We start from the raw sequence: 13,802 nt of genomic DNA, 5'->3' as shown, positions 1-13,802 counted from the left end.
TTTCCTGAATTAGGTATTACTCGTGCGGCAATCGCTCAGCTAGTTGAAGGTATTCGTTTTGATTTGATGGGGGAGGGAAAATTACTGCAATCAGGTTATACCATTGACGAACTGGGTGAGTTGTCAGATTTATTGGTAGATATTGAAGAAGAAACCGTTGATCGCCACGTAAGCTCACTGGAGGTACAACAGCTGGTTTGGCTTATACGTGCTCAGCAAGGTAAGCGTGGCGTTACCATAGGGCAAATAGAAGGCGTAGCCAGTAGCATTACTCAGTTTTATCGAGAACGTGGTTTTATTCTCGCTAAAGCCTATATTCCCAAACAACAAGTGCGTGATGGTATTGTCAATTTAACGGTATTACTGGGTACCTTGGGTGAAGTTAATATTGAGAATAACGAACTGTATGATGCCAGTATATTAACCGAAGTCTTTGATGCGTTTATTGATAAACCCGTTACCAGCCAATCAATTGAAGAAAACCTATACCTTATTAATAATTTTCCAGGCATTAGTGTTAGTGGCTATTTTGAGCCAGGAACACAAGTAGGTGATACTAGACTGAATGTTAATGTGCGAGAAGAAAATCTATTTAATTTTTCTACCCGTATTGATAATCATGGTACCGATGACACAGGTTTACATCGTATATTTTTAGATGGGCAAGTAAATAATTTATTGGGCATAGCCGATTATTTTCATCTTAGTATTCTACAGTCAGTATTTCCGTTTGGTACAACCTATGGTCAGCTAAGTTATGATAGTAATTTTTTTAGTCCACGCATAAGAGTTGGTTTAGATCTTTCTGCAAATCAATTTGTTTCTGATCAATCTTCTGTCAGCGACTTGGCTGAGTTAAGTGGTCTTGTTAATGTTTATGGTGCTCATGCTCGTTATATCGCTCAACGAAGTCGTAAAAGAAACAGTAGTTATGAATTTCGAGTGGAGCGAATTAAGTCTGATTTACAGTATGGTGATATACCAAAAACAACTAACTATTTAGATCAAATAATTTCAAATTACTATTTATCCTATAATTTTGATTTACTTGATGATGAAAGTAAGCTGTTACACGATGTTAGTTTTACTTACAATCGAGGGGATTATGAATTTGGTTTTAAGATAGGCCAAGAACGTCATTTTGACGTTTATTCTGTAGATTATACCTTGCTCAGTTTTTTAAACGTGCCTTTTACGGATAGTAGCTCAAGGCTGATCTTTAAAAGCCATATACAATACTCTGGTACCACACTGTCGTCGATAATTAGGTACTCATTAACGGGGCCAACAAAAATCCGTGGTTTTAGTCAAAGCTTTTTTACTGGCGATGATGCAGTGTTTCTAGGCGTTGATTGGATGTTTAATAGCCCTGACATGTTAGATTTTAGCTTTTTCAATGTAGACTTTACCAACGTCTTTAAACCTTTTATATTTTTCGATTATGGCTTTGCTTACCGCTATTCTTTACAAGAAGGTGAAGCCAATGCCACCGCTAACTTAGCGGATGTCGGCTTGGGTTTACAAATTGCTCATAACAGTGGTTTGAGTGGAACAATACAATTAGCCTTTCCTGTGCTAAGCGAATTAAAAATTGTAACGGAAGAGCCTGAATATGACTCAGCACTAGTTACTTTTAACATTCAGTACAGCTTTTAAATTATAACAACGGCTAATATAATTGCATTAACAAGTAAAAGTTAATAAAAAACTAAATAAGTGTTAATTTTTTGTGGTTTTTATTGAACTTTGGCTGTAAATATTTTAATTTATACATAGTAAATCAGGATGAACACAATAATTTAATAGTGTTCTTTAACTTTAAAAATGGAAATGGAAAAATATGGCAATTTATCTTGAGTTTGAAGGGATCAAAGGGAATGTTACTGCAGAGGGTTTTGAAAACCACGTATTAGTTGATTCAGTTAGTTTCGGTGTTAGCCGTGGACTTACTATGGAATCAGGTAAAATGGCAAACCGTGAAGTAGGTAAGCCTAACGTATCAGAAGTTTCTTTAACTAAAAAAGCAGATAACTCAGTTACTGCATTATTTAAAGAAGCGGTTTCTGGTTCTTCTGGTAAAAAAGTAACGCTTAAGTTTGTACGCACAGGAAGTGACAAAGTTGAAGAGTTTATGCAGTATGCTTTACAAGACTGTCTAGTAAGTAGCTACCATATATCTGCTGACGGTGATGAAGAACCTACTGAAAACGTAACACTTAGCTTCTCTAAGTGTGAAATCAATTATACTGACTATGATGGCAGTAATAAGAGTGGTAGCCCGCAACGCGCTGGTTATGACTTAACTGCAGCAAAAGCTTTATAATTTGCACTATTAAATACAGCCCTTTGGGCTGTATTTATATCTACTTATCAAATATTCCAAAAGAAATAAGATAGCTTTTCTTTATAATATTCTCAGGGAAGGGAAATAGTAAATGAGTGAATATACTCAAGACGGACGTTTTCTATCAATTGTTACCCCGCTAGCAAAAGATGAACTTCTACTTACTTCGATCAATGGTATCGAAGCCATTTCGTCTCTTTTTCAATTTAGCTTAACTGCGCTATCTCAAAATACCGATATTAAACCGGAAGACCTAATTCATAAATCAGTGACTTTTACTATTCACGATGATGAAAAACGAGTGTTCAATGGTTATGTCAGCCACTTTTCATTTGGAGAGATTAAGAATAACGGCTTACGAGAGTATCAACTGACGATTGTGCCATGGACATGGTTTCTCAATCAAAATGAAAACCGTCGAATATTTCAAAATAAGAATACTAAAGATATTGTTAGCCAAGTCTTTGCTGACTTAGGTTATAACGATTTCGATTTTAAAGCAGAGGGTGGTAACCCGCGCGAATATTGTGTGCAATACGGTGAAAGCGACTTAACCTTTGTTATGCGTTTATTAGCCGAAGAAGGCTATGCCAGCTTCTTTAATCACGATAAGAAAAAACATACTCTAGTTATTGTCGACCAAATGAGTGCTTATGCGGAAAGCCCGCAAAGTAAACTCACTTATTCAAAAGGTAATAGCCCAGATGCTGAAATTAACGCATGGCAACATAACTATGAACTGAAAAAAGGCGAGTGGATAGTCAATGACTATAATTTCAAAGAGCCTAATAAAAACCTAATTTCGCAAAGTACTTCAAAAAGTAAGTTAGAAAAGAACAGCCAATTTAAACACTACAGCTACCCTAGCCAATATGACTTTGCGCTAGGCAGTAAGCTTGCAAATGCCAGAATGGATGCAGAAGAAGCTAGCGCCAATACAATTAGTGGTGCTAGTAGTTGTAGCGGCTTCAGTGCGGGACAATTCTTTAGTCTTTTAAAGCATGAAGCTAAATCTGAAATGGGTAAATATTTACTGCTAAGTGTCCATCACCAAGCGAGTGATGCGAGTTACTTTTCAAGTCAAGATGGTGACGATCAATACAGTAATTCATTTAGCTGTATGCCGTTAGAAAATATGTATAGACCACCTATGGTTTATACTCGACCCGTTATGTATGGACCGCAATCGGCCTTAGTTACCGGACCGAAAGGCGAAGAGATCTACATTGATGATTTTGGCCGCATTAAAGTGCAGTTTATGTGGGATAGAGACGGTAAAAAAGATGAGAACAGCTCGTGTTTTATCCGCGTGATGCAATCCTTTGCTGGTAACGGTTGGGGCTCATCATTTATCCCGCGTATAGGCCATGAAGTAATTATCAGTTTCTTAGATGGTGACCCAGACCGTCCTATTGTTACCGGTAGTGTTTATAACGGTAATAACAAACCGCCTTATGCGTCTAAAACACAAAGCGGCATTAAAACGCACTCTACCAAAGGTGGTGGTGCAGATAATTATAATGAAATTCGTTTTGAAGATAAGAAGGCCAGTGAGCAAGTTTATATTCAGGCCGAGAAGAACTTAGATACTTATGTTAAGAATAATGAAACGTTATCCGTTGATAATGATCGTACAAAAATCGTTAAAAACAATGAAACCTCTAATATAAAAAATAATCGCAACAAAACTGTTGGCAAAGATCAAACGGAAAGCATTGGTGATAATAAAACCATTAATGTAGGAAAAAACCATACTGAAACAATTGGTAAAAATATCGATATTAGCATTGGTGAAAATCATAGCGAAACAATCGGTAAAAATATGAGTATTATTGTAGAAAAAGACCTTCAAGAAACCGTAAATGGTAAATATATTGAAGCAGTCACTAAAGAATATGGTCTTAAAGCTAAAACCATTGTTTTGGAAGCCGATAAACAAATTACCTTTAAAACAGGCTCTGCACAAATTGTTATGAAAAGTAATGGTGATATTACTATCAGTGGTAAAAATATCAATGTCAAAGGCTCTGGCAACGTAGTATTAAAAGGAAGTAAGGTTCTAGCGAACTAATGGTTATGAATGATACAAAATCAGATGAAATTGAAGACGCTAATGAGTCCTTAGTTAGTGAATATAGTGTCGCCGCAGGGGAAATTATTATCGGTACTTTAGTTGGCTTAAATGACAATGGGCAAGCCCTTGTCGATTTTGCTCAAAACCCAGATTCAACACCTCTTGCTGCCATGAGTACAACCATAGTGACTCAACAGCAGGTCTCACGCCAAGTTGCGCTTTTATTTAATCAAGGTGATTTAAAGCAACCTATTATCATGGGACTAATTCATAGTCCACTTCAGGCGATGTTAGAGAATTTTGGTCAACATAATGAAACTGAAAAAATAGAGTTAGCTGGCGACTTAAATATTGATGACGTTAAAGTGGCAGGTAATAAAGTGACTTTTGAAGCACAAGACGAAATGGTCTTTAAATGTGGAGAATCGAGCATTACCTTAACTAAAGCGGGTAAAATAATGATACGCGGCAAATACCTATTAAATCGCTCTAGCGGTGTAAACCGCATTATGGGTGGCTCAGTTCAGGTGAATTAATTCACTTAAGGTAACACACGTATGTTTCAACTTAACAATAACACCCCATTTGCCGCTGATATCACTACCTTTCCAAATGAACATGGTATTGACTCTTTGTATGTCATAGTAAAAGCGACGTTTATCATGGGACAGCAGTGGAGCTTAGCTGAAGAACAGATCCCACCACAAAAGGCTGATGAATACTGGGGTGAACCTGGTTTATCTAGCATTAAAGCCTTGTCTGATTTCCATATCGGTAAGAATAGTACAGATATCCTCATGCAAGGTAATGCTTGTGCACTTAATCACCAAGAAGTAAAACAGTTGGATGTTCATTTAGCTGTGGGTGAAGTTCACAAAACAGTGAGAGTATTTGGTGATAGACAATGGGTGAATGGTCTGCCAAGTGCACCAGCTCCCTTTCAGTCAATGCCTTTAGTTTACGAACGTGCTTTTGGCGGCCAACATCAAGTTAATGAGTCAACACTATTAGCAGAAGAAAGAAATTTATTCGGCTGTGGGTTTGCCGGCCAACGCTCTCAAGCTGAGATGGAAGGTGTTGCTCTGCCTAATATTGAAGATCCCAATCAACTGATCCAAAGTATTAAAGATACACCTATACCTGCTGGTTTTTCGCCTAGTTGTGGTTATTGGTCGCCGCGGACACAATGGGCTGGCACCTATGATGAAGCATGGCAATCAACCCGAGCGCCTTATTTACCTAAAGATTTTGATAAACGTTTTTTAAATGCCGCACATGCTGACTTAGTTTACCCCGGTTTTTTACAAGGTGGTGAAGCTATCGTTATTAAGGGCATGCATCAAGCTGGAGACATCAAGCTGAGTGTACCTAGGGTTAAAATAAATTGTAATGTCATTTTAAAGGGTAAACCTGTACCTATTAGGTTAAACATTGAAACGCTGACACTGCATCCTAATCAACAACGATTGTCTATGGTGTGGTTAGCGCCATATCAATGTGACAAGAATTTATCAAACATTAATGAAATTGAGCTAAAGCTCTCTCGTTAAATTATTTATTCATAATCGGAGAACACCATGGCACAAACAACCTTTGCAAACTCAATGGGTATCGCCCATAAAGGCAGTGGTGGTATGAGTATTGTTTTCCCTGATGTTTGTAAAACACAAGTAGGTCCAGCTGTTGTGCCGATTCCTTACCCGAATATTGGCATGGCATCAGATACCGATAAAGGACCTAAATCAGTAACAACGGATAAAAAAATGCCCATGGTCAAAGGCGCTATTTATACAAAGAGTACGGGTGATGAGCCAGGCGTACACAAAGGTATTATTAGTGGTAAAACCAAAGGTGAGTGTGAGTTTATGATGTACTCTTTTGATGTGAAGTTTGAAGGTAAAAATGTCTGCCGAATGGGTGATCCACTTTGGCATAACAAAAAAAACATCATGGGTTAAGGGTCTCATTAAAATGATGACAATAATTTAATAAAAATACCATGAGTTTTTCGGCTAAAAATAGCTCGCTATTAATATACTCTATACAAGGTCTTTAACCTTATTAGCGGGTTAACAGTTAATGATGAAAAATATAAATGAATAGTAATCAGCATATAGACACTAGCACTAATCAATCCATGTATATCGCGGGTATTGGTATGATCACCGCTGTAGGTGGTAATGCTGAAATGACCTCGGCGGCCGTTCGTGCAGGTATCAGCGCTTATCAATTATCTGACTATACCGATAGACAGAACAAAGCTATTACCATGGTGAATATTCCCAAAGAAGTCTTTAGCTCAATGAATATTGATATTGATAAAGGCGATGAATATAAAGAGCAACATGACCATATTATTAAGATGGCTATTTTAGCGCTGCAAGACGCTTTTGCTCATATTCAATCTGATACTGATGCAGTAAAACAGACAATACCACTAATACTGGCGATGCCAGAGCCGCAACCACTTTCAGCAGACAAGCCGATGGCAGCAAAGCGATTGATAAAAAATATTATCAAGCTCAGCGGTTTGCCCATAGCCGCGGAACAAATCCGTTGTATACACACGGGACGAGCAGCAGGTTTGCAGGCATTAGATTTAGCACAGCGTTACCTTTTTGAACAGGGTAACGATTATGTCATTGTTGGTGGTAGTGATAGCTACTGCACTATGTCACTCATTAATCAATTAGAAAGTCAGCAAAGGTTATTAACAGAAAGTAATAAAGATGGTTTTGCCCCTGGCGAAGCCGCAAGTTTTATAGTACTGACCCGACATGCACAATATGCCCAGAATAAAAACAATCAAATTGTTAAATTACACCCTGTAGGTCTTGATGAAGAGGTCGGTCATTTAAGCAGTGACGCTGCTTATCGTGGTGATGGTTTAGACCAAGCTTTTAAAAAAGCATTGCTTCATTACAACGGTTCTTCAATTAGTAAAATTTATAGCAGTATGAACGGTGAAAGCTTTTGGTCAAAAGAGCAAGGCGTTGCCATTATTCGCAACAAAAAACATTTTTGTGATGACATGACGGTTGAACATCCAGCAGATTGTTATGGTGATCCCGCTACCGCTACAGGCACTTTATTAATGGGGTTATCGGCATTAGCTTTACTTGAAGAAAAAGCTGAGCAAAAAGTGGAAAAAAAGACTGAACAACAAGGTGTACATCTTGTGTATAGCTCGTCAGATGGTCCAACACGTGCTGCGGTAGTATTAGAAAAAATAGCTTGTCGTGTTTCACCCCCGTCAGTTAAATGTTAGCCAATTGTTAGCCAGGTAATAGCCAGTAAAATAAAGGAGTATTAGTATGCAAATTGGAGAAGCGGTAGGTGTTGCAACAATCGATGAAGAAGACGCAGGCTTATTTTTTATGCGCTTTAAACTGGTTGACGATGCGGGCAAAGGCGTGGCAAATATTCCTTTTAAAACGGTTAAAGCGGGTGCGTCAAAAGAGCCATTACACATTGCCGACGGCAGAACAGCCAAAACAGGCATAACCAATATTATTTCTAGCGTTGAAGGTGAAGCGATTGACTTTTATGTTAGCTGGGCAAAATTGAAAGTCAATGAAGGCTTTTTAAAACGTAAAGCTTAGCATGCATAAGCACATAACAAGCACGGAATAGGCAGGAACAAGCAATGACAATAAAACAACCGGTAAGTGCAACCAATGATACGCCCGGTAAAGTAGAAAAAGTGGTGTGCGATTGTGACTTGTTATGGTCAATGGCGCACCAATTTACCTATTTACGTTTATCAGACAAAGTGGCTGACAACGAATACTCATTAATTAATTTATTTTCCGCCCGAGCAAAACGCATTGCAGCAACCTATGCGCGTTTTTATTTAGAAACTGAAGACGGTGGTGACCCTGACAAGTTAGGCCGATATTATTGGATGGCATTAGGTGCCTTTGCCAGTAAAACCGTTGCTTGTTTGCTAGACGCTTGGCAACTTGAATCTATGTACCTTGTTGGCGCTAAGACAGTGCCACGTGGCTTAGGACAGGGGAATTTATGGTTATATACCGATATTGCCGCTTCCCATTGGCTATATAATAATCATCCTGAAAACTTTAAAGAAGGCATGATGTGTGAAACCAAACGCGATGCCAATAAATTAGAAGAGGCGGTAAAAAACATTACCTTTGATATGCCTTGGGCAAGTGAGTCGATTGGTACCATCAATAACTTTAAACCGTCATCGTATATTATTAAAGGCTTTGATTTGGTGAAGGATATAGAAGCTGAGTCAAGCAAACAAAATAGACGTAATATTCAATTAGACCAACTATTGGTTATTGCTGACCACGAACAACTGGAAGTATTACAACCACTTATTTATGATAACCCTGATTTTGCTTGGTGGGCTGATTTTCAGCGCATGAAAGGTCTAAAAGACCTGTCGCCACTCGCCCATAAATGGGTACAAAAAGCAGCACCTACCTACCAGTTAACCTTTACCCATGCCTGTGATATTGATGATGCTGATTTAAAATCCGTCGCTCCAGACGATTTAATCATTGAAGATGAACAAAGTCGCATGGATTGGATTGGAGAAGCGGCAGATATTTTCCATGGCTTAATGAAAACCAGAAATGATTACATGACACAAGAGTTACGCACCATAGCAAGCTGGGTAAATAGCCCTGATGCTGCACTGGTTTATTAGTGTGGTTTATTTAAGCGTAACTAAATAATGAAACTATTTTTAAGCTTAATATTATTAGTTCTTAGCAGTTTATGCCTAATTAGCTGCGAGAAAAATAAGCAACAAGGAAATACCATGACAGCACCTTTTTATATAAAAGTAGGCATCAGCTCAGATGAATACGATAAAGTTAATCAGTTATATACAAATAAAAATTTAAATAAACAACCAGCTGGGTTGAACTTTTATAAGCAAAGGTGGCAAAGCAAACCACGTGGTACTGTACAGGTGGAGCATGGTGATTACAGCTTCACCGTACCACATGTCTTAAGCACCTTGGGCACGGAAGATACCCTCTTCTTAGAACGCGGTATTTATCAATTTAGCATTCGCAGTGGTTTAAGCCCTGACGAATTTATTGACCACGACCAAGCCCGTCTTCAAATGATGACGTTATTACAAAGTATTGTTGCCAAGGGCTGGCAACCATATATTGGACTTTATGAGCCGCGTTTATCAGGCAAAGAATCCTTTCAGTACATTTTAGAGGGATCGCGCTATACACCCGACCCTATGTACATCCCAAGCTTAGAGGAATGGATGGCTCTTGATATAACTCAAGAATGGGCTTTTCATATCGATGATGTTTTTTTAAACGTTAATTTTCGTCGTCGTTTAAATTATAAGGGAAATAATGATCTTGGCGTCTATTTATTAACCTTTACTCTGATCACCCGCGATGAAGAAGCACGTAATCATTTTGATGGCAATGACCGTGAGCAATGGTTATCGTTATGGGGTGAAGAGGCAAAGACCAGTAAAGTGAGTCGTTATAAAAAAGAAGTTGAACTTATTAAGCGTGGTTATCATATTAATACCGATTATGTTGACCCGATTATTCATGCCGATGATCCCGTTGAGCCAGACAGTGACGAAGCATTGGCTTTAATTCAATACATTAAAGAAAACAATAATTGAGTGTAGCCTAACCCTGACAGGTAAGTGCGTGCTGATAATAATCAGCTTGAATGTGTTCAGCTTAATAATGTTGATAAAATGAAAATATATTTGTTTGTTATAGGAGGGTTAGTTGTGTTGAGTATGTTACTGCAGGGCTGTAATAAAAACAGCAAACAAGGAAATACAATGACAGCACCATTTTATGTAAAAGCCGGTATTAGTTCAGCAGAATATAATAAGCGTAATGAACAACAGACTAAAAAAAGTATTGATAAACAACCTGCAGGGTTGAATTTTTATGAACAAAGATGGCAGAGTAAACCCCGTGGTGCAGTACATGTTGAACATGGCGATTACAGTTTTACTGTGCCACATGTATTAAGTACTATGGGCACGGAAGATACCCTCTATTTAGACAGAGGTATTTATCAATTTAGCATTCGCAGTGGTTTAAGCGCTGACGAATTCATTGACCATGATGAAGCCCGTATAGAAATGATGGCGTTATTGCAAAGTATCGTCGCCACAGGCTGGCATCCACATACCGAACTTTATAAACCACGTTTATTAGGCAAAAATTCGTTTTACTATCGGTTAGAGGATAGTTCACTTTATACACCTGATCCCATGTATACCCCGACGTTAGAAGAATGGATGGCTCTCGATACAGATAGTGACTGGACTTTTTACATTGAAGATGTCTTTTTAACTGTTAATTTTCGTCGTCGCCTTAATCATAAGGGAAACAATGAACTTGGGGTATATCTATTAACCTTTACCCTGACCACCCGCGATGAAAAAGCCCGTAAGCCATTTTCAGGCAATGACCGTGAGCAATGGTTATCCCTTTGGGTTGAAAATACGAAAGTCAGAAAAATTAGACGTTATAAAAAAGAGGTTGAACTAATAAAGCGAGGTTACCATATCAATACCGATTATGTTGACCCGATTATTCATCCCGACGACCCAGTTGAACCAGACAGCGAAGAAGCATTAGCATTGCTTAAGTATATTAACGAAAATAATAAGTGAGTTTGAATTAGTTGTATCGGTTAAGGTCGTTTTAATTAAATGACTAGTGATAAACTGCTGCTCGACAGATTCGGCGAATAGCGGTTTGAGCTTTTATCTCGAACAACATGTAACCACGCTGGTTCAGCAGAGCCTAAAGCTTTAAGACAAAAACGTTTACGGTATGGGGGGAGGCGCCCCATTTTCACAACAAAAAAATATAATGGGTTAATGAAAGATTTTGATAAATAACAGTAATGCTCTGCAACAAGCCAATGCTTATCGTGATATTAGCGAGCAATTTGTAGTTGATGCCTCATTCTTGTGGTTATTACGCTCAATTGGCGTCAAACAGCCACATTATTATTTAGAAGACTTAAGTGCTCTTGAAAAGCGCATTGATGCCAATTTAGATGGTTTAATGTGTAATTTTGAATTGGCTTGGGATATTTGTTTAGAGGAGCTTACCTACCAACAAGCAGGTGAAACTTTTACTGCAGCTATTATTGCTTTTCGCAGTAGGAATGTTAATAAGATTAAGCAGGTAATAGATCATGCCTTTAGCAATGATGACACATTTAAAGGTCTCGTTTCAGCCATGGCGTGGCTACCTAAAAATTTAATTAACGACTGGGTTGAACGCTTTTTATATAGTAAAGACTTAAACCATAAATATTTGGCCATCGCCTTTTATGGCGTAAAACGTAAAAATCCAGGTAATATTTTACAAGAGTTATTTCAGCGTGAAGATTGCCTAGCACATCATAAATTGTTGGTAAGACTATTACGTTTGGTAGGCGAATTAAAGCTTTATACTTTTGCCAATCAAGTGCAATCATTAGCTAGCCATGAATCACCTGAAATTGCTTTCTGGGCTAACTGGTCGCTGGTGATGCTAGGTGAGCATAAACGAGTGCTAACTTTACTTGATTTTATTAAAGAAGAATCTTCATGGCAGGGTTTAGCGATACAAACGGTTTTTAAAGTATTACCTATAGATATGTCGCGGAAGTGGATATCAGAGTTTGCACAGAAACCCGAAATGATACGCACAGTGATTAGAGCGACGGGTGTATTAGGTGATCCACATGCTGTGCCATGGTTAATTGATAGAATGAGTCACTTTGATACGGCTAAAATAGCGGGTGAAGCTTTTTCTTTAATCACAGGTATTGATCTTGAACGTTATGAACTAACTATTGAGCCCCCTGAAGATATTACTGTAGTACCTAGTGATGACGACAATGAAGACGTATCACTCGATGAAGATGAACACTTGCCATTCCCTGATGTCAATAAAATTAACCATACTTGGTTACGTTACCGAGATAGGTATAAAGCTGGTTCTCGTTACATCTTAGGCATTGAAGTGGCGAAAAATAATCCCGCTACTATAGCAAAATTAAATAATACCTTAAAACAAATACCGCAGCGTCAACGCGCGAGTGTAGCGTTAACACTCGCGTTGTTAGACCCGCAATCGCCCTATGTAAATGTTAAAGCAATGAGTATAATTTGACTCTGTTAGATATTGTTATTGAAGCGATCTTCTCTCTTGATTTTAAAAGCTAACAGGGCACGGTACGTGAATATTATATGTAGTATGGTTAAAGCGGCTTGACCTTTGATATGCACTTATTCGCCGATAAAGTCTGCGAATACAAAAAATAGATGCTTGTATTGTGGACAAATGATCGCGTATACAATTGAACGATTTTTTTAATAGGAATAATTATGAATTTTGTTGGTATTGGCATTGTTTTATTTTTAGCAAGTCTGCTTGTAGGTACTGCCTATATGGTTGGTCAATTATCGAGTGCAATCGCACTTGTTGCTGCTACGATAACAGTACCTACAGTTGTTTTACTCTCTGTAAACTTATACTCTTTTTGTTTCAATATCGGGGATGGTGTTAGCTGGAAAGAGCCAGCAGTGTTACTTTCAATTATTATTGTGATTGGCATCCCTATTGCTCTAGTTGTTGCCCTCCCTATTTTTATTTTCCTTAAATCGTTGACCTTTTCATATTACTACAGCTTTCCCTTTATTTACGTGCTCCTCACTGTGCTTGGAATGCGACTTTTAGTATGGAAAGAAGCTCTACCTTTACAGGCTTATGTTGTATTTTTGTTTTGCGGTCTTGCTCACAGTGCAATCACCATATTGGTTGATAATTACTTAACACATAAATTTGCTTAAAACTTATTCTGCAAACTTATTCTGCCACCCACAATAACTTATGCGTATTTACCTCAATAAACTAAGCTTAATTTACCTCGTTATGTTTGGTGATTGTTATGCCTAAGCCTCGTTCACAACAAATCAGTTTATTAGATACGCCGTATTATCATATTTGTAGTCGCACGGTACGAAAGGCTTTTTTGTGTGGCGTCGATAAAGAAACAGGTATTAGTTTTGAACATAGGCGCACATGGATTGAAAAGCGTATCTTTCAATTGGCTCAAGTGTTTTCTATCGATATCTGTGCGCATGCCGTAATGCATAACCACTTACATCTCGTTTTACATGTTGATATAGAGCAAGTGAAAAAGTGGTCAATGGGTGAGGTACTTGAACGTTGGCATCAGTTATTCAAGGGCACACTACTGACTCAGAAATACCAAAATAAACAAGCGCTTGATAAGTTCCAACTAGCAATGGTTGAAAGCACTGCTGATATTTACAAACAGCGCTTAATGAGCATTAGCTGGTTTATGCGTTCATTGAACGAGCCGATAGCCCGACAAGCAAACCGA

General features: G+C 38.2%; 13 protein-coding genes and 1 pseudogene. All 14 read left to right on the top strand.

The annotated features are described in order from the left end of the window. The coding region (locus tag HRT50_RS14095; protein ID WP_291615556.1) for a ShlB/FhaC/HecB family hemolysin secretion/activation protein at positions 1-1,656 on the top strand (1,656 nt) is incomplete at its 5' end. A 184-nt stretch (positions 1,657-1,840) separates the two neighbouring features. Beyond that, entirely contained in the window at positions 1,841-2,323 is a 483-nt protein-coding gene (locus HRT50_RS14090; protein ID WP_291615554.1) for a type VI secretion system tube protein Hcp, read from the top strand. 112 nt (positions 2,324-2,435) lie between these two features. Then, positions 2,436-4,415, top strand: coding sequence for a type VI secretion system Vgr family protein (locus HRT50_RS14085; protein WP_291615552.1), 1,980 nt, complete (start codon positions 2,436-2,438; stop codon positions 4,413-4,415). Positions 4,416-4,420: 5 nt separating this feature from the next. Further along, entirely contained in the window at positions 4,421-4,954 is a 534-nt protein-coding gene (locus HRT50_RS14080; protein ID WP_291615550.1) for a DUF6484 domain-containing protein, read from the top strand. 21 nt (positions 4,955-4,975) lie between these two features. After that, the gene (locus HRT50_RS14075; protein ID WP_291615548.1) at positions 4,976-5,968 is read left to right on the top strand and encodes a DUF2169 domain-containing protein; all 993 of its coding nucleotides are present in this window, start codon (positions 4,976-4,978) and stop codon (positions 5,966-5,968) included. A 27-nt stretch (positions 5,969-5,995) separates the two neighbouring features. Beyond that, a complete protein-coding gene (locus HRT50_RS14070; RefSeq protein ID WP_291615546.1) occupies positions 5,996-6,376 on the top strand; it encodes a DUF4150 domain-containing protein in 381 nt (126 codons plus the stop codon). Positions 6,377-6,513: 137 nt separating this feature from the next. Then, positions 6,514-7,686: a beta-ketoacyl synthase N-terminal-like domain-containing protein gene (locus tag HRT50_RS14065; protein WP_291615544.1), complete on the top strand. Its 1,173-nt coding sequence runs from the start codon at positions 6,514-6,516 to the stop codon at positions 7,684-7,686. A gap of 46 nt (positions 7,687-7,732) precedes the next feature. Further along, positions 7,733-8,020 (top strand): hypothetical protein, encoded by a 288-nt coding sequence (locus HRT50_RS14060; RefSeq protein WP_291615542.1) that lies wholly within the window; start codon positions 7,733-7,735, stop codon positions 8,018-8,020. A gap of 44 nt (positions 8,021-8,064) precedes the next feature. Continuing rightward, positions 8,065-9,096 (top strand): hypothetical protein, encoded by a 1,032-nt coding sequence (locus tag HRT50_RS14055; protein WP_291615539.1) that lies wholly within the window; start codon positions 8,065-8,067, stop codon positions 9,094-9,096. 114 nt (positions 9,097-9,210) lie between these two features. Beyond that, positions 9,211-10,053 (top strand): hypothetical protein, encoded by an 843-nt coding sequence (locus HRT50_RS14050; protein WP_291615538.1) that lies wholly within the window; start codon positions 9,211-9,213, stop codon positions 10,051-10,053. A gap of 168 nt (positions 10,054-10,221) precedes the next feature. Further along, on the top strand, positions 10,222-11,067 hold the full coding sequence (locus tag HRT50_RS14045) for a hypothetical protein (RefSeq protein WP_291615536.1): 846 nt from the start codon (positions 10,222-10,224) through the stop codon (positions 11,065-11,067). A gap of 220 nt (positions 11,068-11,287) precedes the next feature. Next, on the top strand, positions 11,288-12,565 hold the full coding sequence (locus HRT50_RS14040) for a TIGR02270 family protein (protein ID WP_291615534.1): 1,278 nt from the start codon (positions 11,288-11,290) through the stop codon (positions 12,563-12,565). A gap of 215 nt (positions 12,566-12,780) precedes the next feature. Further along, positions 12,781-13,245 carry a hypothetical protein gene (locus HRT50_RS14035; RefSeq protein WP_291615532.1) on the top strand — a complete coding sequence of 155 codons (465 nt, stop codon included), beginning with the start codon at positions 12,781-12,783 and terminating at the stop codon, positions 13,243-13,245. A gap of 98 nt (positions 13,246-13,343) precedes the next feature. Beyond that, positions 13,344-13,802 (top strand): annotated as a pseudogene (locus HRT50_RS14030) (transposase); the annotation flags it as partial.

The sequence above is a fragment of the Colwellia sp. genome, from assembly GCF_013215345.1.
In the GTDB taxonomy this organism is placed as follows: Bacteria; Pseudomonadota; Gammaproteobacteria; order Enterobacterales; family Alteromonadaceae; genus Colwellia.
Note: the sequence above shows the minus strand (reverse complement) of the source record. Positions and strands in the feature narration are given on the sequence as shown.